General features: G+C 58.4%; 22 protein-coding genes. 16 read left to right on the forward strand and 6 right to left on the reverse strand.

Annotated features, from left to right (window positions below):
• The first annotated feature begins 191 nt into the window (after positions 1–191).
• The 6 genes from IG629_RS01695 to IG629_RS01720 all read left to right on the forward strand — a co-directional run bounded on the left by IG629_RS01695 (position 192) and on the right by IG629_RS01720 (position 6,052).
• The gene (locus tag IG629_RS01695; protein WP_193170258.1) at positions 192–1,799 is read left to right on the forward strand and encodes an ABC transporter substrate-binding protein; all 1,608 of its coding nucleotides are present in this window, start codon (positions 192–194) and stop codon (positions 1,797–1,799) included.
• Between the two features lie 73 nt (positions 1,800–1,872).
• On the forward strand, positions 1,873–2,850 hold the full coding sequence (locus IG629_RS01700) for an ABC transporter permease (protein WP_193170259.1): 978 nt from the start codon (positions 1,873–1,875) through the stop codon (positions 2,848–2,850).
• Entirely contained in the window at positions 2,847–3,782 is a 936-nt protein-coding gene (locus IG629_RS01705) for an ABC transporter permease (protein ID WP_193170260.1), read from the forward strand. Before IG629_RS01700 ends, IG629_RS01705 begins: the two co-directional genes overlap by 4 nt.
• 11 nt (positions 3,783–3,793) lie before the next feature.
• On the forward strand, positions 3,794–4,774 hold the full coding sequence (locus IG629_RS01710; RefSeq protein WP_193170261.1) for an ABC transporter ATP-binding protein: 981 nt from the start codon (positions 3,794–3,796) through the stop codon (positions 4,772–4,774).
• Positions 4,775–4,790: 16 nt separating this feature from the next.
• On the forward strand, positions 4,791–5,810 hold the full coding sequence (locus tag IG629_RS01715) for an ABC transporter ATP-binding protein (protein ID WP_226886379.1): 1,020 nt from the start codon (positions 4,791–4,793) through the stop codon (positions 5,808–5,810).
• Positions 5,811–5,833: 23 nt separating this feature from the next.
• Positions 5,834–6,052: an N-formylglutamate amidohydrolase gene (locus tag IG629_RS01720; RefSeq protein WP_319025000.1), complete on the forward strand. Its 219-nt coding sequence runs from the start codon at positions 5,834–5,836 to the stop codon at positions 6,050–6,052.
• Between the two features lie 89 nt (positions 6,053–6,141).
• On the opposite strand, the gene IG629_RS01725 is transcribed toward IG629_RS01720, so the two are convergent.
• From IG629_RS01725 to IG629_RS01735, 3 genes are all read right to left on the reverse strand, one after another.
• Positions 6,142–6,324, reverse strand: a complete 183-nt coding sequence (locus IG629_RS01725; protein ID WP_193170264.1) for a hypothetical protein — start codon at positions 6,322–6,324, stop codon at positions 6,142–6,144.
• A gap of 188 nt (positions 6,325–6,512) precedes the next feature.
• Positions 6,513–7,478 carry an arginase family protein gene (locus IG629_RS01730; RefSeq protein ID WP_193170265.1) on the reverse strand — a complete coding sequence of 322 codons (966 nt, stop codon included), beginning with the start codon at positions 7,476–7,478 and terminating at the stop codon, positions 6,513–6,515.
• A gap of 41 nt (positions 7,479–7,519) precedes the next feature.
• Positions 7,520–8,278: an NAD kinase gene (locus IG629_RS01735; RefSeq protein ID WP_193170266.1), complete on the reverse strand. Its 759-nt coding sequence runs from the start codon at positions 8,276–8,278 to the stop codon at positions 7,520–7,522.
• 155 nt (positions 8,279–8,433) lie between these two features.
• Between IG629_RS01735 and IG629_RS01740 the strand changes: the two genes are divergently transcribed.
• A complete protein-coding gene (locus IG629_RS01740) occupies positions 8,434–8,937 on the forward strand; it encodes a molybdopterin-guanine dinucleotide biosynthesis protein A (RefSeq protein WP_193170267.1) in 504 nt (167 codons plus the stop codon).
• Positions 8,938–8,975: 38 nt separating this feature from the next.
• Here the strand turns inward: IG629_RS01740 and moaA are convergent, their stop codons facing one another.
• Positions 8,976–9,968: a GTP 3',8-cyclase MoaA gene (moaA, locus tag IG629_RS01745; protein ID WP_193170268.1), complete on the reverse strand. Its 993-nt coding sequence runs from the start codon at positions 9,966–9,968 to the stop codon at positions 8,976–8,978.
• Between the two features lie 169 nt (positions 9,969–10,137).
• Here moaA and fdhD point away from each other — a divergent pair, with 169 nt between their 5' ends.
• From fdhD to IG629_RS01760, 3 genes are all read left to right on the forward strand, one after another.
• Positions 10,138–11,031, forward strand: a complete 894-nt coding sequence (fdhD, locus tag IG629_RS01750) for a formate dehydrogenase accessory sulfurtransferase FdhD (protein WP_193170269.1) — start codon at positions 10,138–10,140, stop codon at positions 11,029–11,031.
• The gene (gene mobA, locus IG629_RS01755; protein ID WP_193170270.1) at positions 11,021–11,650 is read left to right on the forward strand and encodes a molybdenum cofactor guanylyltransferase MobA; all 630 of its coding nucleotides are present in this window, start codon (positions 11,021–11,023) and stop codon (positions 11,648–11,650) included. Before fdhD ends, mobA begins: the two co-directional genes overlap by 11 nt.
• 193 nt (positions 11,651–11,843) lie before the next feature.
• The gene (locus tag IG629_RS01760; RefSeq protein ID WP_193170271.1) at positions 11,844–12,092 is read left to right on the forward strand and encodes a hypothetical protein; all 249 of its coding nucleotides are present in this window, start codon (positions 11,844–11,846) and stop codon (positions 12,090–12,092) included.
• Between the two features lie 34 nt (positions 12,093–12,126).
• On the opposite strand, the gene IG629_RS01765 is transcribed toward IG629_RS01760, so the two are convergent.
• Positions 12,127–12,831: a Rossmann-like domain-containing protein gene (locus IG629_RS01765; RefSeq protein ID WP_193170272.1), complete on the reverse strand. Its 705-nt coding sequence runs from the start codon at positions 12,829–12,831 to the stop codon at positions 12,127–12,129.
• A gap of 407 nt (positions 12,832–13,238) precedes the next feature.
• On the reverse strand, positions 13,239–13,442 hold the full coding sequence (locus IG629_RS01770; RefSeq protein ID WP_193170273.1) for a DUF3553 domain-containing protein: 204 nt from the start codon (positions 13,440–13,442) through the stop codon (positions 13,239–13,241).
• Between the two features lie 192 nt (positions 13,443–13,634).
• On the opposite strand from IG629_RS01770, the gene IG629_RS01775 reads away from it, so the two are divergent.
• The 6 genes from IG629_RS01775 (at position 13,635) to IG629_RS01800 (ending at position 20,109) form a co-directional block, all read left to right on the forward strand.
• On the forward strand, positions 13,635–14,276 hold the full coding sequence (locus IG629_RS01775) for a histidine phosphotransferase family protein (RefSeq protein WP_193170274.1): 642 nt from the start codon (positions 13,635–13,637) through the stop codon (positions 14,274–14,276).
• A gap of 183 nt (positions 14,277–14,459) precedes the next feature.
• Entirely contained in the window at positions 14,460–17,174 is a 2,715-nt protein-coding gene (locus IG629_RS01780; protein ID WP_193170275.1) for a hybrid sensor histidine kinase/response regulator, read from the forward strand.
• Between the two features lie 7 nt (positions 17,175–17,181).
• Positions 17,182–17,673, forward strand: coding sequence for a chemotaxis protein CheW (locus IG629_RS01785; protein WP_193170549.1), 492 nt, complete (start codon positions 17,182–17,184; stop codon positions 17,671–17,673).
• Between the two features lie 57 nt (positions 17,674–17,730).
• A complete protein-coding gene (locus IG629_RS01790) occupies positions 17,731–18,096 on the forward strand; it encodes a response regulator (RefSeq protein WP_193170276.1) in 366 nt (121 codons plus the stop codon).
• Complete coding sequence (locus IG629_RS01795) at positions 18,097–19,266, forward strand: protein-glutamate methylesterase/protein-glutamine glutaminase (protein WP_226886380.1); 1,170 nt, start codon at positions 18,097–18,099, stop codon at positions 19,264–19,266.
• Between the two features lie 6 nt (positions 19,267–19,272).
• A complete protein-coding gene (locus IG629_RS01800) occupies positions 19,273–20,109 on the forward strand; it encodes a CheR family methyltransferase (protein WP_193170277.1) in 837 nt (278 codons plus the stop codon).
• Positions 20,110–20,203: the final 94 nt, after the last annotated feature.

A 20,203-nucleotide genomic window follows, 5' to 3' on the forward strand; every position in this document is an offset into this window, starting at 1 on the left:
GCTGGCAACCGGATTACCCTATGATGGTAAACCGAAGACTTTCCCGGCGGCAAGTTGCCTGGACCTGGTTTGATGCATCCAGCGCTCTTGCCGCATCTCCCTTTATGAGCCATTCTTCCCGGATCAAATGGCACTCGGCAGGTATCAAGCCGGGGCAAAATCAAATTGTGATTTTTGAACAGGAGGCAGGGATGAAGGCACTGCGCAAGCTAGGCCTTGCGGCCGTGGCGTTGTCCGCGATGACCGCAAATGTGATGGCGGCCGATATCGTTATTGGTATCCGGTCCGAGCCGTCTTCAATGGACCCGTATTTCCACAACCTGACGCCGAACAATGGCATGATCGGGCATGTGTTTACGCGGCTTGTAGGCTTTGACGAACAGCAGCAGCTGTTCCCGAGCATCGCTGAATCGTGGAAAACGATCAACGATACGACCTGGGAAATCAAGCTGCGCAAAGGCTTGAAATTTCATGACGGTTCCGACCTGACGGTCGACGACGTGATTTATTCTTTCGAGCGCGCCGATGGTTATGAAGGCGGCAATTCCAGCTTCCGGACCTATACCAAGGGCAAGAAGCTGGTGAAGGTCGATGACCATACCCTGCACATCGTCACCGAAAAGCCGTACCCGTTGATGCCGAACGATCTGACCACAGTCATGATCATGTCCGCGGACGCTAAAGGCACGGACAGCTCCGGCAAGAACAAGGGCATCTCCGCCAAGGATTTCAACGACGGCACCGCGACCATCGGGTCCGGCCCGTACAAGTTCGTCGAATGGAAGAAGGGTGAGCAGCTCGTCCTTGAGAAGTTCGACGGCTATGTTGGCCCGATCGCCCAGCCCTGGGACAAGGTCACCTTCAAGTTCATCAAGTCCGAGCCGGCCCGCGTTGCGGCCCTGCTTGCTGGTGACGTTGACGCGATCGACAACGTTCCGACGATCGATGTCGAGCGTCTGAAGAAAGACCCGCGAGTCACTCTCAGCTCCGGTATCTCCAACCGGGTGATCTATCTCCACATGGATCAGTTCCGTGAGGACTCGCCGTTTGTGACCGGCAAGGACGGCAGCAAGATCAAGAACCCGCTGCTGGATCCGCGTGTCCGCAAGGCTCTGTCCAAGATGATCAACCGCAAGGCGATCGTTAAGCGGGTGATGGAAGACGTCGCTATTCCGGCCGGTCAGCTGTTGCCGGAAGGTTTCTTCGGTGTGTCTCCGAACCTCAAGGTCGAGGAATATGATCCGGCCGGGGCGAAGAAGCTGCTGGCGGAAGCCGGTTATCCGGATGGCTTTGCTCTGACCGTGCATGGTCCGAACGATCGCTACATCAACGATGCGAAAATTCTGGAAGCGATCGGTCAGCTGTTCACCGGTAACGGTATCCCGACCAAGGTCGTGACCATGACCAAGAACGTCTTCTTCAAGCGGGCCTCCTCGGGCGCTGAAGGCCTGCCGGAGTTCAGCCTTGTGCTGGTTGGCTGGGGTTCGGGCACCGGTGAAGCCTCCTCGCCGCTGAAATCTCTGCTGGCAACGCATGACAAGTCGAAGGGTATGGGCGCCTCCAACCGTGGTCGTCACGCCAACCCGAAGATGGATCAGATGCTGCTTGAGGCGCTGGCAACCGTGGACGATGCCAAGCGTGGTGAGCTTCTCGCCAAGGCAACGGACATCGGCATCGGTGAAGATCAGGGCATCATCCCGTTGCACTATCAGGTCAATACATGGGCCACGAAGAAGGGCCTGAAATATATTCCGCGCACTGACGAGCGTACGCTCGCTACCGATTATGTGATGGAATAAAAGAAACTATTGAATAGCAGCCGGGCCAGGTGGCCCGGCTGCGTTCTTCAACATGCTGGTGTCGGGATAAAGAATGACCGTGTTCGTCATTCGCCGCCTTTTGCAGGCGGCTCTTGTTGTGCTCATTATGTCGCTGCTGGTGTTCGGCGGCGTGTTTCTCGTCGGGGATCCGGTCGAGATGCTGGTCGCGGATGACGCGGATCAGGCAGAGCGCGAAATGATGATCAAGTCCATGGGACTCGATCTGCCGTTCTATCTCCAATATTTGCGGTTCATAGGCAATGCGCTGCAAGGGGACATGGGGAATTCCTTCGTGTTCCAGGAATCCGCGATGCACCTGATCGCAGAGCGCATGCCGGCGACGTTCGAGCTGGCTTTCGCCGCGTTGTTCATTGCGGTGGTCCTGGGTATTCCGCTCGGTATCTATGCCGGCCTGAACGCCAATTCCTGGATTTCCAAGACCATCATGACGAGCTCGATCCTCGGCTTCAGTCTGCCGACCTTCTGGGTCGGTATCATGATGATCCTGTTCTTTGCCGTCATCATGGGCTGGCTGCCGTCCTCCGGACGAGGCGACACCGTGAATGTGTTCGGCATTCCAATAAGTTTGCTCACGCTCGATGGCCTGTCGCACATGCTATTGCCTGCGGTCAATCTGGCGCTCTTCAAATTGTCGATGGTGATCCGCCTGGCCCGTGCCGGAACCCGTGAGGTGGTGCACCAGGATTACATCAAGTTCGCCCGGGCCAAGGGGCTCAGCGATACACGCATTATCGGCGTGCATTTGTTCAAGAACATCATGATCCCCGTGGTGACCGTACTCGGGCTTGAGTTCGGCGGTCTGGTCGCGTTTTCGGTTGTCACCGAAACCGTGTTCGCCTGGCCGGGCATGGGCAAGCTGCTGATCGACTCCATCAACTTCCTCGACCGCCCTGTGATCGTCGCCTACCTGATGTTCGTCGTTGTGCTGTTCGTCTGTATCAACCTTATCGTCGACGTACTCTATTCGGTGCTTGATCCGCGTGTCCGTCTTCAGGAGATGAAGTCATGAGCGCCGTTCAGGAAAATGCAGCTAACGGCGGTGCGGGACAGAGCCAGTCCGCCGTCGAAGTCGAAACACCGTTCCGCCGGTTCGTCGCCGATTATATGGAAAACAAGATCGCCGTTTTCGGCCTGGTCAGCGTTTTTCTTGTTGTTCTGATAGCGTTATTCGGCCCGCTCATTGCGCCGACCGATCCGTATGACCTCGCGTCCGTCACGTTCATGGACAACAAGCTTGCTCCGGGTGAGCAAATGGGCAGTGGGGTTACCGCCCTGCTTGGCACCGACGGTCTCGGCCGGGACATGGTCAGTGCCATGATCTACGGCTTGCGGATCAGTCTCGGTGTCGGTATCGGCAGCGGTATCATCGCGTTGCTGATCGGGGTGACTTTCGGTCTGTGCGCTGCTTATTTCGGCGGCAAGGTCGATACCGTGATCATGCGTATCGTCGATATCCAGCTGAGCTTCCCGGCGATCCTTGTGGCGCTGGTGCTGTTGGCGACCCTGGGCAAGGGCGTGGACAAGATCATCGCCGCGCTTGTCGTCGTGCAGTGGGCCTACTATGCGCGAACCGTGCGCGGCTCCGCTCTGGTGGAGCGACGGCGTGAGTATATCGAGGCGGCAACCTGTCTCGGCCTGTCCAAGCCGCGGGTGATTTTCCGGCATATGCTGCCGAACTGCCTGCCGCCCCTGATCGTCGTTGCCACCATGCAGGTGGCGCATGCGATCTCGCTGGAAGCGACCCTGTCCTTCCTCGGACTCGGGCTGCCGGTGACGGAACCGTCGCTTGGGCTGCTGATCGCAAACGGGTTCGAATACATCATGAGCGGTATGTACTGGATCAGCGTCTATCCCGGGCTGGCCCTGCTGTTCACGATCGTAACAATCAATCTTGTCGGCGATCGTCTGCGCGACGTTCTCAATCCCCGTCTTCAGAAGTAGGTCCAGGTCAGATGAGCGATCAGGCGACCCTCGAGGTCCGTAATCTCCAGACCCATTTTTTCACCAAAGCCGGTGTAGTCAAAGCGGTCGACGACGTCAGTTTCTCCGTTGGCAAGGGCAAGATTCTCGGTCTCGTGGGCGAGTCCGGCTCCGGCAAGACGGTGACTGGGTTTTCAATTCTTGGACTGGTGGACGAGCCGGGCCGCGTGGTCGGGGGGGAAATCCTCTACCGCGGGGAAAATCTCGTCGGTGCCAGCCAGGAGCGGATGCGGCAGTTGCGTGGCAACAACATTGCCATGATCTTCCAGGATCCGATGATGACGCTGAACCCGGTCCTGCGTATCGACACGCAGATGATCGAGGCCATCAAGGCGCACCAGAAGGTGAGCGACGACGAAGCGCGCCAGCGCTGCCGCGATGCCCTCGGCCAGGTTGGCATTCCTGCACCGGAAGAGCGGCTGAAGAGTTATCCGCACCAATTCTCCGGCGGCATGCGTCAGCGCGTTGCGATTGCCATCGCGTTGCTGAACAAGCCGGAACTGATTGTTGCGGACGAGCCGACCACGGCGCTCGATGTGACGATCCAGGGCCAGATCCTTTACGAGGTGCAGAAGCTCTGTGCGGAGACAGGCACGGCGATGATCTGGATTACCCACGATCTTTCCGTCGTTGCTGGGCTCGCGGATGAGGTGGCGGTGATGTATGCCGGCCGTGTGGTCGAATCCGGTGAGGTGGACGGCGTGCTGGACGCGCCACAACACCCTTACACGGCGGGCCTGATTGGGTCCGTACCGAGCCGGAACGCGCGCGGCAAGCGCCTGCAACAAATTCCGGGCATGACGCCGTCACTGCTCAATCTGCCGGTCGGTTGTGCCTTCAAGACACGCTGCAGCTATTCCACTCCGGTTTGCGAGGCCGCGCCGGTTCTGTCCGAGGTTGCCGGGGGCCGACAGGTCCGGTGCCATCATCCGCTCGCGACTGAGGCGGTCTAGACCCATGACAACACAAATGAACAAGCCCGTCGCCGCGACCGATACACCGATCCTCCAGTTGGACGGCATTTCCAAGCGCTTCGTGAAGCATCTCGATCTTGCCGGCAGGATCGGCCAGAAGCTGGGAGCCAATGTGCGCGACGAAACCGTGCACGCGGTGGACAGTGTATCGCTGTCCATTGCCGACGGTGAGGTGGTCGGTCTGGTCGGCGAGTCCGGCTGTGGCAAGTCCACGCTCGGTCGCGTCGTCGCGGGAGTACATGAGCCGAGTGAAGGCCACATGTTCTATCGCGGTCAGGACGTGACGGAGCTGAGAGGGGCCGACGCCCGTGAAGTGCAGCTCAAGATCCAGATGATCTTTCAGGACCCGATGAGTTCACTCAACCCGCGGCTGCGGGTACGCGATATCATTGGCGAGGCGCCGCTTGTGCATGGCATCGTCTCGAAAGCAGAGCTTGAGGAGTACGTCGAGAGCGTGATGCTGCGGGTCGGTCTCGACCCGAGCTATATAAAGCGCTATCCGCACCAGTTCTCTGGCGGCCAGCGGCAGCGCATCGGCATCGCCCGGGCGCTTGCGGTGAAGCCTGATTTCCTGGTCTGCGACGAGTCTGTTGCCGCTCTTGATGTCTCGATCCAGGCGCAGGTGCTGAACCTGTTCATGGATCTGCGCGAGGACCTCAACCTCACCTATCTCTTCATCAGCCACGATCTGGGCGTGGTGGAGCATCTGAGTGACAGGGTCGTCATCATGTATCTCGGCCGCGTGGTCGAGAGCGCGCCGACGGACGAGCTGTTCCGTGAGCCGAACCACCCCTACACGAAAGCCCTTCTCAGTGAAGTGCCTCGGCTGGACACACGGAAGCGCAAGTTCGTTCCGGTCAAGGGCGAGATTCCGTCGCCGATCGATCCGCCGCCGGGATGCCATTTCCACCCGCGTTGCCCGCATGCGATCGAGCGCTGCCGTGTGGAACAACCGGCCTTGCGGGAAATCGCGCCCGGGCGGATATCCGCCTGTCACCTGAATGATGGCCTCTGAGACGCGGAATACGATCCGGGTTCATCGGGCAAGCGCGGCCGGACTTTGTGGTCAGCGCCGTGGCCGATTGGCTCGGGGAAAAGGGCTATGCGGTTTCGGTGAACGATCCTGACAAAGGCGCCGAAATGATCCGCCGATACGGTGCGGCCTCGGATGACCGTGATTCCATACAGGTTGAGTTCAACAGGCGCCTTTGTCCCGATCCGGACCGCATGACGAAGACAGAGTGGGGATGCGTTTGAAAGAAGATCTGGACGCGTTCTCCGCATGGCTCAGCGGGCGCGTACAGGCTGTCCAGGAGGGTGCGGAAGTGTTTGGGGCAATCCGGTAGTTATTTTCCGCCTAGCGCTTTCCGGTGCGCTTCTTCGATCCTCTGAAGATGATCGATGTGCTCATGAGCCTTTTTCGCGGTCCGCAGATACTGCGCAGCGCGCCTTTTGCGTTCCTTGATATAGGCCTTGAGATCGTCTTCGCTGGTCGGCGTAGTTTCGTAACTATCCCAATAGTCGGTCATGACTCTTCCCCAAAAGGTTCATGCCACATTATTTTTAAGTCTAGTCCGTATATCATTCGGACTTATTGGTAACTAATTCGTTAACATACCTCAGATGAATGCAATTCGACAATGAAAGAAACGTGGGGGTGATCTTTCAACTATCTGAAATATCTGTAAATTTTTACGGTAATTGTCGTTAACATCGTCTAAATGGGCACTCCGGCATCCTGTCGTGCAATGATCCCCATGGCTGCTGAAATCAACCCTGCGGTTGCCAGGCCGCCCAACCCATCGATATCCGCTTCGGGAACATACTCGACGAAATCCATCGCAGCGATGCGGCCCTTCCTGGCGGCTCCGGTCATCAGATCCAGCACGTGATGATAGGCGAGGCCGCCGGGAGTCCGTCCTATAACGCCAGGTACGATGGACGGGTCGAGGGCGTCGACATCGATACAGAGGATGATGTTCGCGTCGTCAGGGATGCGTGACAATGCTGGCGCGACACCTGATCGGTGAATGTCGTGCGCCGTGAAGAATTCGGCGCCCCAAGCGACGGCATCGGCATGATCGTCGGAATGGGCGGAGCCGATGCCGCGGGCGCCGACTTGCACGATGCGCTCGATATGGGACATTTCCGAGGCGCGGCGCATCGTCGAAGAGAGGCCGAATTCCTCGTCCATATGGGATTTGCGCCAGTCGATATGTGCATCGATCTGCAGCACACTATAGGACTGCCCGGTGGCTGAGAGCGCTTCCAACATGGGGATCGGCACGGAATCGTCGCCGCCAACCAGGATCGGCACGGCGCCCATGCCGGCGATTTTTGTGATCGCGTCCTGAATGACTATCCGGTTCCGCGCAAAGTCGCGTTCATCGAATGGCAGATCCCCACAATCGACGGCCCGGCGGGTGCCTGCCGGAAAGACCGGTCCGCCCAGATCGAAGTTGTGCCGGTCGATATTTGCGGTCAGCGATGACGTGGCTTTCCGCAGCGCGTCTGGCGCGTTTCGGCAATAGGCACCGACGCTGCCATAGGGCGTAGCACCGGGGGCGCCGATGAAGGCCGAGGATGCGTCAATCCGGTCCAGATCGTCGCATTGCTCCAGCCCGAGAAAGGTAGAAGCGGGCGTCGCACCGAACAGGGCGCCGAGATCGGGTTTTCCGGTCATGTCATTGTTCCGTCAGGCAGGAGGCAGTGGGTGGCCGAGCTTCAGGGAGCGAACTGCTCCTTCAGAACCCGTTCTTCCAGATTGTGCTGGGGATCGTAGAGCAAGGTCAAGGCAACGGTCCGATCCTCCCGGACGCGCACCCGGACGATATCCCGAACCTCGGTCGAGTCCGCTGTCGCGCTGGTCGGACGTTTATCGGGGTCGAGGACCTCGAACTCGATTTTCGCCTCATGTGGCAACAGCGCGCCGCGCCAGCGCCGGGGGCGAAAGGCGCTGATGGGGGTGAGGGCAAGGACACCGGCGCCGAGCGGCACGATCGGGCCGTGGGCGGAGAGATTATAGGCTGTGCTGCCGGCGGGTGTTGCTATGAGCACGCCGTCACAGACCAGCTCTTCCAGCCGAACGATCCCGTCGATAGTGATCCTTATCTTCGCGGCCTGGGCTTTCTGTCTGAGCAGCGATACTTCGTTGATCGCCAGGGCCCGGGTCACGGTTCCGTCCAAGGCTTCGGCATCCATGCGGAGAGGATGCAGCGTGACCTGCTGTGCCGCTGCGATGCGCTGCTCCAGATCCTCTTCCAGATACTCGTTCATCAGGAAGCCGACCGTGCCGCGGTTCATACCGAAGACTTTCAGCGGTCTCTCGAAATTATCCCGCAAGGTTTCCAGCATGAGGCCGTCGCCACCAAGAGCGACAATGACATCGGCATCTCCGGCGGGATGGTTACCGTAACGCTTGGTCAGCGTGGCGAACGCGTCCTGTGCATCTGGTGCTTTAGAGGCGGTGAAGCAGATTTTCATCCGGGCCAATCCGATTGAAAGCCGGTCAAAGCGGCGATAAGCGAGAGGAAAACTCGCTTCGAGCTTTATTCATCCGGCCGGACTATGCATGATCCGACCATGCGCGGCCATGGAAAGATGGGGCGCCGCAAGAAAGAATAATAAGGAAAAATGGCATGAAACGCCGCCGACAAATCCGCCTTATCGCTGCTCTCTGGATCGTCGCGGCGCTGCCTTTTGCAACTCTGCCCGGGCACGGTGCAGGTGCCTCGGAGAGGCACGCTGGATACTATTATCCGGAAAGCGTGACTGAAGAGCATTACATCTCGCACGCACAGAAGATTCCCGCTGCCACGAGGGAAAGCCGTCTGGCCTTTGTCTCGGGCGTGGCCAAGAGCGCCAGCGAGCGTCCTTATCCGCCGCAACGGGCAATGTTTGCCAAGGGGGATGACGCCAACAAGCTCATCATTGTCAGTCTTTACGATGACCACATGACCACGCTCGCGCAGGCGCGGGCCATTCTGGCCATGATGACCGGGGTGGCGCGGACCACCAAGATCCTGCGTGACTTGCAGGTCGAGTCGATCTTTAACTTCCTCGATTTCTGCAAGATGCTCGGATTCACTGAACTGACGATCAGTGACGGACGCACATACGCGCACCGTTTTGTTCTGGAGTGAACAGCTGCAGTGACGGCTTCGTCACGTATTGAGTCAGTTTATCCGCCGGTCACGCTCATATGGCGGCTGACGGCCGGGCCATTGTGCCGCCGGTCGATGATGAAATCGTGGCCCTTCGGCTTGCGGCCGATGGCTTCCTCGATCGCGGCGACCAGGGGCTCGTCACTTTCGCTCGCACGTAGAGGTGCGCGCAGGTCGGCGGCGTCGTCCTGGCCGAGACACATATAGAGCGTGCCGGTGCAGGTCAGGCGGACCCGGTTGCAGCTTTCGCAGAAATTATGGGTCAGCGGGGTGATGAAGCCGAGCCGTCCGCCGGTTTCGCCGACGGTGACATAGCGGGCAGGACCGCCGGTCTTGTAGTCGATATCCGTCAGCGTGAAGCGTTCTGCCAGCTTGGCCCGAACCATGGAGAGCGGGAGGTATTGGTCGACCCGGTCTTCGCCGCCGATATCGCCCATAGGCATGACCTCGATTACCGTCATGTCATAGCCGTTATCGCCGCACCATTGCAGCATGTCGGCAAGCTCGACATCGTTCACGCCCTTTAGAGCGACCGCGTTGATCTTGACCTTCAGGCCGGCGCGCTTTGCTGTCTCGATACCTTCAAGTACCTGATCCAGTCTGCCCCAGCGGGTGATGGCCTTGAATTTATCCGGATCGAGGGTGTCGATTGACACATTCACCCGGCGCACGCCGCAATCGTAAAGCTCATGCGCGAAGCGACCAAGCTGGCTGCCATTCGTGGTGACGGTGACCTCTTCCAGCGCGCCGCTTTCAAGGTGACGCTGCATGTTCCGGAACAGGCTCATGATGTTCCGGCGGACCAGCGGCTCGCCGCCGGTGAAACGCAGCTTGCGCACTCCAAGCCCGACAAATGCCGAGCACATCCGGTCCAGCTCTTCCAGACTGAGAATGTCCGATTTGGGAAGGAAGGTCATGTTTTCGGACATGCAATAGACGCAGCGAAAGTCGCAGCGGTCCGTCACCGAAACCCGAAGATAGCTAATGTCACGCCCAAACGGATCGAGCATTGATCCTCCCCTGAGGTCGCCTGAGTCGTTTCCAGAGACCGATATGTCTCATCAGATATAGCGCTCGGCGTTCCAAGCTTCAATATTGCGCTGAAAATCTCTGGCGTCGACTGCCTGATTTACCGCGATGCGGATTGCTTGAACGCGAGTGTCTGCCCATAGTTAGCTTATGAAAGATGATCTTCCAGAATATCTTGTCGGGCCGCACCCGGATGACCCCCGCCTGACGCGACGTCTCTCCGGCCTTGATCACGAAGGCAAGGAGCAGGAAATCTCCGTCATCATGGAGCGGCCGCTGACGATTTTCCTGAACGGCCAGGAAATCGTGACGGCCATGACCATCGGCGATTTTCCCGATTACCTCGCGGTCGGTTACCTGTTGAACCAGAACATGCTGCGCCAGGACGACCGTATCACCGGGATCGATTACGATGACGATCTGGAGATCGTGGTCGTTCGTACCGAACGCGAAACGAATTACGAAGAGAAACTGCAAAAAAAGATTCGCACGTCAGGCTGTGCCCAAGGCACCGTCTTCGGCGATCTGATGGAAAAGTTCGAGGATATCGCGCTGCCGCGGGATGCCGTGCTCCGCACCTCCTGGATTTATACGCTCTCCAAGCTCATCAACAACACGCCGAGCCTTTATCTCGAGGCCGGGGCGATTCATGGCTGTGTTCTCTGCAAGGAAGACAAGCCGCTGATCTATATGGAGGATGTCGGCCGGCATAATGCCATCGACAAGATTGCAGGCTATATGTTCCTGAACAATATCGAGGCGGGCGACAAGATCTTCTACACGACCGGCCGCCTGACCAGCGAGATGGTGATCAAGACCGTGCAAATGGGAATACCGATCCTGATTTCCCGCTCCGGCTTTACCGCCTGGGGCGTGGACCTGGCCCGTGAAGCGGGCTTGACCCTGATCGGGCGGGCCAAAGGCAAGCGGTTCATTGCGCTCTCCGGAGGCGAACGGCTGATCTACGATGCCGACGTGTCGGCGGTTGCGGAAGAGCCGCGCAGGAGTGGCCGCAAGGCGAGCATGGCGTCCGATGGGAATTGAAACAGAAGAGGTGGTTGGAGTGCTGCTTGCCGGCGGCCAGTCCCGACGCATGGGCGGAGGGGACAAGTCGCTGAGATGTCTCGCGGGGCGCCCGATCCTGGAGCATGTCCTGGAGCGGGTCAGGGGGCAGGTCGGTCGTCTGGTGCTGAATGCAAACGGCGACCCGGAGCGCTTTGCGGCCTATGGTCTGCCGGTTGCTGAGGATATTGTCGAAGGGCAGCCCGGACCGCTTGCCGGCGTTTTGACCGGAATGTCCTGGGCCCAGGAGAATGCTCCTGATGCCCGATGGATACTGACGGTCGCGACGGACGCACCCTTTGTGCCGACGGACTTGGTCGTGCGTCTCCGCGAGGTTATCGAGCGGGACAATGCGGATCTCGGGTGCGCGTCATCCGGGGGGCGTCACCATCCGGTGATCGGTCTTTGGCCGGTTGCCCTTGCCGGAGCGCTGAAGGCCGCGATTGAAACAGACGGTATTCGGAAGGTGGACCGGTGGACGGCCGGATACCGTCTCGCTCTCGTTGATTATCCCGACCGGCCGGTCGATCCGTTTTTCAATGTGAACAGGCCAGAAGATATAAAAGAGGCTGAAATATTATATAAAAAATATTTTACATAATTTGCATGTTTTCGGAATTTAGTAGAACGGCTTCTCTTATTGAGTGCTTCGGCGTAAGGTCCGCTCAATTGAACCATCTTTCACCATGGCGAGCGGTACTGAAGTGACGCGCTTAAATTTAACTGTGTTAACCATAGCTTTGCTTGTGGGGCTGTCCGGCTGTTTCGGTGAAGAAGAAAAGCCGGGTCCGAAGATGGACTTCATCAATATCAGAAACGACTCCTCGACAGAGGTTAGCGTCCGGATCAAGCTTTGGACCAAGGAAGCTCTCGCGGTGCAAGCGGGCGATTCCGACCGTATCGAATTCAAGGCCGGATCGCGGACGGTTCAGGTCGACGCGCGCAGCCGAAAACAGTGGGATGACTGCTGGGTCACCATGCAGGTCGGAGAGACACTTGTAGTCTTCGACGCGACCGAACGGATCGGCTGCAAGGTAGAATAACCGGAACCGGGTGGGATGCATCCGTGCTGCAGAGCTAATCGGCGGACAGCAAAATCTGATCACCAAATTCCTTGAATGCTTTCACACCGCCGCCGCTTGCGATGGCCGACCTGACTGCGTCACGGTCGCCAACTCTGAAGCCGGCCAGTTTTCTGACGCCGTAGGCATGCAGCGCCGGAGTGAGCGGGGTGCCGGGCCCAATCAGTGTCACCGGGACATTTCGTGCAAGCCGTAACAGGCCGGACAGGGTTCCGTTGCACCAGGCCGAAGCGGTAATCAAAAGTTCCCTGGCGCCGGGGATGACATGGGGCGCGGCGTCGGCGGGCAGATCTTCCGGCCCCGGCGACATTTCCAGCACGATAGCGTCTGGCCTCTTGGTTTGCAGCGCGGGGAAGCGTCCAACAATCACTGTCCTCTGGCCCGGGCGGAGATCATCTGAAAGCAGTCCGTCACCAGGAGCGGCATCCGGTGGCGGAACGATGCCCGCATTCACAGCGGCGCAGGCAATTGTTCTTCGAATTCCGGCCGGCTCCCGGAGCCCCTCGGCAACTTCGTTGAGTGGCATTCCGATCATGCTCTGTGGGGTGACGGCCTCTGTTTGATGCGAGGCGTCGCTCAAGGGATGCGCCATTGCGGCAAGTCCCATGGACTCGCTGGTTTCGACAATCGCCCAGAGGCGGCCAAGTGTGACCGACGTCACCGGAAGCGGCGGTGTGGTGCGGATGAGTTCTTCATCCATCCGTTCCGGTCCCCACCAATGCGGCAGGTCTGCCGGGGCCAGGAGCATTGGTCTCAAGCGGAGCCGGTTGCTCACCCTGGTGATGAGGTCCGCTGGCCCATGAAACAGGATGGGGACGGAATGCTTGAGGGCGTTTCCGACAATTTCTTCAAGAGTGGCGGGGACGTTGGATTTTGTCAGGTCGATAAACAGAAGATCGCAGGTGCAAGCGAGATCCTTTGGTGGACAGGGAAAGCGCAGCACGCTCCAGCGACGGTCGGACAGGCGTGCGAGGAAAGCATTGAGCGATGCGCCCCCGAAATCATCTGTTTCCGATACAAGCCAGCCAGGCTGGAGGCAAGGGAGCGGTAAAATCATCGACCGGCGGTCATCATTTCGATTTGAAGACCCTGAGAGCGTGTCTGGGGTCAGCCCATGCGTGCGGCGCGACGCTCTTCGACAATGTCATCGGCGGCGATGAGATCGACTTTGGCGCTGTTGATCAGCTGCTTGCCGCGATGTTCGAAATTCACCGTTATTCGGTCTCCGACCACAGATTGTATTTGCCCAATTCCCCAATCGGGCTCATCGGCCAGCAGCACGAAACTTCCAGGTAGCAGAAAATGGGGCATCGCATCCTCGGTCGTGGTTGCGTTTCAGTGCCATCAAGCCGGTTAAAATCGCTCGATTAATGAATTGTGAAGGAAAGCGGAATCAAACTTCAACAGATTTTCATGCGGGGCTTTTCAAAAGCTGAGAAAAAATCAGTGATCTGTCTTACGCTAGGTTGATGAACCGCTATTCGGATCCGGGATTGATTGTGAATGCCTGAACATATGACATTGATTGATATGCTTTTATCGCGCCTTTTCCATGATCTGATCAGTCCGGTAAGCGCGACGGTCAATGGTGCGGAGCTGATTTCGGATCTTGGCGGAAACGGATCGGAACTTGAACAGGAAGCGCTCGCACTTATCGGAACGAGCGCTCGGCAGGCATCCGAACGGCTTTCTTTCTTCCGAGTCGCTTTTGGCGGGGCCGGTTCAAATACCGATCATTCCCTGGCCGACGGGGCCAAGCTCGCTGCTCCCTATCTGAAAGCACGGAAGATCGATTTCAGTCTCGACTGTCCGGTCGATCCGAAGCTGGTCCGCCCGGCGTCCGGCGGGATCAAAGTCCTTCTCGGCCTGATCTGTTTCATGTGCGAATGCCTGCCGCGTGGCGGCAGCATCTCGCTGGTATCTGCGGGCGAGCAGGGGGGGCATTTCGAACTGATGGCCGAGGGTGTGGGTGCCAATGTGCCTGACGATATAAGAGCGGCTCTCGATCTGGGAATACCGACGAGCGACCTGACCAGCAAATCGGTCGTGGCGCATGTCGCGGCCGTCAACGCGGAACGCTTCGGGTACGGGATTGCAGTCGAGGAAGAAACCGGCCGTGTCAAAGTCGATGTGAATTTCACTTGAAACAGTGTGGAAATACCGTCGCCATGAATTGTTCCCGCGTCGTAAATGGGTTAACGCTTTCTTTAATGGTTTGGCCTAGGCTGCGATTGGATTGAAAAGACTCTAACGACGCGGCGCAGCGATGCTCGCAGGCCATCTTCCAAAGGCGGCCGTCGAAGAACGAGGTAGATTGGGGTAAGACGTATGGATGAGCTACTAAGCGAATTCCTGACGGAGACGTCCGAAAACGTTTCGGAGCTTGACGTAGAACTGGTCCAGCTGGAGCAGAATCCAAACGATCAGGCGCTACTCGGAAATATTTTCCGCCTTGTCCACACAATCAAGGGCACTTGCGGCTTCCTCGGGCTTCCCCGCCTTGAAGCGGTTGCGCACGCATCTGAGAATGTTCTCGGCAAGATCCGCGACGGCAGCCTTGAAGTCTCTGCCGATGCCATCACGCTGATCCTTGAATCCTTCGATCGTATCAAGTGGCTGCTTTCCTCGCTCGAGGAGAATGAGGTTGAGCCCGAAGGAGACGATCAGGACCTGATTGACCGGCTTAATCTTGTTGCCGAGGGCGGTACGCTCGATGGCGGGACCGCACCTGCGGACGTCGCCGAGCCGGAACCGGAGCCTGCAGAAGAGCCTGTTGCTCTCCGTCCGGGTGAGGTCAGCATGGAAGAGCTCGAGCGCGCCTTCATGGAAGCGCCGGGTCCTGACGACATGCCTTCTGACGAGCCGGAAGCCGAGGCTGCTGAAGAGGCGCAGGCCGAAGAGGCTGTTGAACCCGCTCCTGCACCGCCCGAGCCGAAAAAGGAAGTCGCTGTCAGCGCTCCCAAGGATGTGGCGAAGCAGCCAGATCAGGACAAGCAGGTTCGTGAATCCGCAGTTGCCAATCAAACCATTCGTGTGAATGTCGATCTGCTCGAAAACCTGATGACGATGGTCAGCGAGCTGGTGCTGACCCGTAACCAGCTGATGCAGATCTCCCGCAACGAGAAAGACAGCGAGTTCACGGTGCCGTTGCAGCGTCTGAGCCAGGTCACCTCGGAGTTGCAGGAAGGCGTCATGAAAACGCGTATGCAGCCGATCGGGAATGCCTGGTCGAAACTGCCGCGTCTGGTCCGTGACCTCTCGATCGATCTGAGTAAGAAGATCGATCTGCAGATGCTCGGCGCCGACACCGAACTCGACCGCCAGGTCCTTGAGTTGATCAAGGATCCGCTGACCCACATGGTTCGCAACTCGGCCGATCACGGTATCGAGGACGGCCCGTCCCGTCTCGCAGCCGGAAAGTCCGAGACCGGTACAGTCACCCTGAACGCCTATCACGAAGGCGGCCATATCATCATCGAGATCAAGGATGACGGTAAGGGGCTCGACCCGGAGAAGATCAAGGCGAAGGCCGTTGCCAACGGGCTGGTCGCGGAATCCGAAGCGGACTCGCTCTCGGAACAGCAGATCCAGCAGTTCATTTTCCGGGCTGGTTTCTCGACGGCAGCGGAGGTTACTTCCGTTTCCGGACGTGGCGTCGGCATGGACGTTGTGCGGACCAACATCGAGAAGATCGGCGGCACGATCGAGCTGAAGTCGGTTTTCGGCAAGGGTTCGACCTTCATCATCAAGATCCCGCTGACGCTCGCTATCGTCTCCGCGCTGATCGTTGAGGCCGGCGGCGAACGGTTTGCCATTCCGCAGCTCAGCGTCGTGGAACTGGTCCGGGCCTCGAACAACAGCGAACACAAGATCGAAGAAGTTCACGGCACGCCGGTCTTGCGCCTGCGAAACCGTCTGCTTCCGCTCGTTTCTCTCCGGCGCCTGCTGCGTCTGGGCGATGACGAGGAGGAAACGCCGACGGAAACCTTCATCGTGGTCCTGCAGATCGGTACCTATTCGGTCGGCATCATGGTGGACAGGGTGTTCGACACCGAGGAAATCGTGGTCAAGCCGGTGGCACCGATCCTGCGCAACATCACGCTCTTCTCCGGTAACACCATTCTCGGCGACGGCAGCGTGATCATGATCCTCGATCCTAACGGGATCGCGGCTGCCAGCGGAGAGCTCAAGATGGTGGACGAGGAAGGCCAGGATACGGCCCGTCACCTTACGCACCGTTCCGATGTCTCGTCGCTGCTGCTGTTCCGTGCCAGTGGTCATAGCCCCAAGGCTGTGCCGCTCGCGCTGGTCGCCCGCCTGGAAGAAATCGACCTTACCACGGTCGAGTATTCAGAAGGTCGGCCGTTGGTGCAGTATCGTGGTCAGTTGATGCCTCTGGTTGCGATGGACGATGACATCAAGCTTGAGACCGAAGGTCGTCAGCCGGTGCTCGTCTTTACCGACAATGAGCGGTCGATGGGCCTGATCGTCGACCAGATCGTCGACATCGTCGAAGACCGGATCAACATCGAAGTGCGTCCGGATGCCCCGTGGCTGATGGGCAGTGCGGTCATTGCCGGCAAGGCGACCGAAGTGATCGATGCCGGCTTCTATCTGACCCAGGCCTATGGCGACTGGTTCGGCTCCGCCGATGCCGACAGCCAGGAGCCGACCGAGCCGCGGCGGGTTCTGCTGGTTGATGACAGCGCTTTCTTCCGCAACCTCATCAAACCGCTGCTTTCGGTCGCAGGCTACGACGTGACCACTGTGGATCACGCCGAGGCCGCGCTTGAGCTTTGTGAAAGCGGTGCCGAATTCGACGCTATCATCAGCGATATCGAGATGCCTGGGATCGACGGGTTCGAATTGACCCGCCGCCTGCGCGAGATCGCTCGCTGGGAAGATACGCCGATCATCGCCTTGTCGTCCCACACCGGTCCGCGCGATCTGGACCGGGGCCGGGAAGTCGGTTTCACGGATTATATCGCCAAACTCGACCGGGATGCGCTGCTCGAGACACTAGCGCAGACCATTGACGCGTGAGGGAATGATGTCAGATTTACCAGCTACTCAATCCACCGGGCAGAGTATGGTTGCGCTTGGCGAGCTGAAACAGTTCGTGTCGATCATGATCGGCAAGCAGCTCTTCGGCATTCCGGTGCTTCAGGTCCACGATATTCTCGGCCCTCAGCGGATAACACGCATTCCTTTGTCGCCGAAGGAAGTCGCGGGTTCGCTCAATCTGCGCGGACGTATCGTGACGGCGATTAACATTCGCAGCCGGCTCAATATGCCTCCGTATGAAGGAGATCATGAAGGCATGAGCGTCGTCGTTGAGGATCAGGGTGAGCTTTACAGCCTGATGGTCGACTCTGTTGGCGAGGTGCTGTCGCTGGATGAGGCGATGTTCGAGCAGCATCCTGCGACGCTGGACGGGAACATCCGAGAGGTTTCAACGGGCATTTACCGGCTCGATAAAAGCCTGCTGGTTGTATTTGATGTTCGGTCTTTGCTTCGCTTTCAGGGTGAAGAAGCGGCATAGTGTGCATGACCGGCAGTCTGTGTGACAATTGACGCGTGAAAATTCGCGGAGTTTTATATGAAAACCTGCTTGATTGTGGATGACTCCAAAGTCGTTCGAATGGTGGCTCGGAAAATTCTGGAAGAACTGAAGTTCGAGACCACTGAGGCGGAAGACGGTCAGATCGCGCTTGATGCCTGTAAGGCAGAGTTGCCTGACGCCGTCCTTCTTGACTGGAATATGCCGGTCATGAGCGGGATTGAATTTCTGCGAGAGTTGCGAAAGCTGCCGGAAGGTGAGACGCCTCTGGTGATTTTCTGCACCACTGAGAATGATATGGCACATATCCAGGAAGCGCTGTCGGCCGGGGCGAATGAATACATCATGAAGCCTTTCGACAGCGAGATTATCGAAACGAAATTTGCTCAAATCGGATTGCTATAGATGCGTGGACAGACTGCGTCCGCGGATGCCAAACCGCGGTCGACCGATCCATACAGGGTGATGCTTGTTGATGATTCCGCTGTTATCCGCGGACTCTTCACGCGATTCCTCGAGGCCGATCCGGACGTGAAGATCGTGGCCTCGGTGGGTGACGGTCAACGTGCTATCGATACGCTGAAGAATAACGATGTAGAGATTATTGTCCTTGATATCGAGATGCCGCGCATGGATGGCATCACCGCGCTGCCGGAATTGCTGAAGGTGGATCCGGGCGTGCAGATCGTCATGGCCTCTACTCTTACGGCCCGAAATGCCGAGATTTCCCTGCGAGCCCTCTCGCTTGGTGCCCGGGATTATCTCACGAAGCCGAGTTCGACGTCAGAGATGACGGGAGCGGCAGATTTCCCGAGCGATCTGCTGAGCAAGGTCAAGGCCTTCGGGGCCCAACGCAGACGGAAAACCGGCGCTTCGGCGCCTGTGGCCGGTACGGCGGCTAAGACAGCGCCTGCAGCGGCCCGTTCGGCTGCGCGGCCGCCCCTGGCAGCGCGTTCATCCGCAGCTGCACGCAACGATTTTACCTTGCGCAAGCCGACTGGCCGGCGCGCCGATGTCATTGGCATCGGAAGTTCGACTGGTGGGCCGCAGGCCCTGTTTCGTGTGCTTGCGGATCTTACGAAATCCATCAAGCAACCAATTCTTGTGACGCAGCATATGCCGCCGACCTTTACGACGATCCTGGCGGAGCACATCACGAAAACGTCGGGATGGGTTTGTTCCGAGGCGAAAACCGGCGATGTCGTGTCACCGGGGCGGATCTATCTTGCTCCGGGCGGCTATCACATGACGGTGAAAGCCGAAGGCCTTGAGAAGGTAATTGCATTGAACCAGGACCCGCCTGAGAATTTCTGCCGGCCTGCGGTTGATCCCATGATGCGCAGCCTGGTCAAGGCGTATGGACGTGTCCTCGCGGTGATCCTCACCGGCATGGGACATGACGGGCGCGAGGGATGTCGCGCTGTTGTGGAAGCGGGGGGCGATGTTGTTGCGCAGGATGAGCAGAGCAGCGTGGTCTGGGGGATGCCCGGCGCGGTTGCTCAGGCCGGGTTGTGTTGCGAAGTTCTCCCGGTTTCGGAGATTGGCGCCAGCGTTAATCGGCTGGCGAGGGGGTAGACAGGTATGAACAGCTCTGATTTCGAATTCCTGTCCAGCCTGTTGTACAAGCAATCAGGCTTGGTACTGACGCCGGACAAAGGCTATCTGCTTGAGACGAGGCTGCAGCCGGTTGCGCGCAGTCACGGTCTCAACTCCATCGAGCAGATAGTATCGTCGCTCAAATCGAAGCGTGACGAGAAGCTTGTTAACTCGATTACCGATGCAATGACGACGAATGAGTCGTTGTTCTTCAGGGACCGGACGCCGTTCGACCAGTTCAAGACGGTCGTGCTGCCGAGCCTGCTACAATCCAGGGCAGCGAAGAAGACCATCCGGATCTGGAGCGCCGCATGTTCCTCCGGGCAGGAGCCTTATTCGCTGAGCATGGTGCTGGACGAGCTGGCATCGAAGCTGACCGGGTGGCGGGTTGAGATTGTCGCCACGGATATTTCGACGGAGATGGTCGCCCGGGCACGCGCCGGGGTTTATTCCCAGTTCGAAGTGCAGCGCGGTCTTCCGGTCCAGCTTCTGGTGAAGTATTTCCAGCAGGATGGGGATCGCTGGCAGCTCAGCGAGAAGATCCGCCGCATGGTTACCTTCCGCGAGTTCAACCTGCTGCAGGACCCGCGTCCGCTCGGCAATTTCGACATCGTCTTTTGCCGGAACGTCCTGATCTATTTCGATCAGGATACGAAACGCAAAGTGCTTGAAGGGATTTCCCGTCAGATTGCGCCGGACGGATATCTCTATCTTGGCGGCGCCGAGACGGTGATCAGCATCACGGACAAGTTCCAGCCGGTAAAAGGTCAGCGCGGCATGTATCAGCCGACGGCCAAGGAAGGCCAGAAAGAAGCGATCTGACGCCAGGCACACGAAGGCCGTACCCGGAACGGCAAGACAATAGAAAAAGGGCTGAACCAGCAGATGGTTCAGCCCTTTTTCATTGATGATTCAA

This window comes from Nisaea nitritireducens (genome assembly GCF_014904795.1).
Lineage (GTDB): Bacteria > Pseudomonadota > Alphaproteobacteria > Thalassobaculales > Thalassobaculaceae > Nisaea > Nisaea nitritireducens.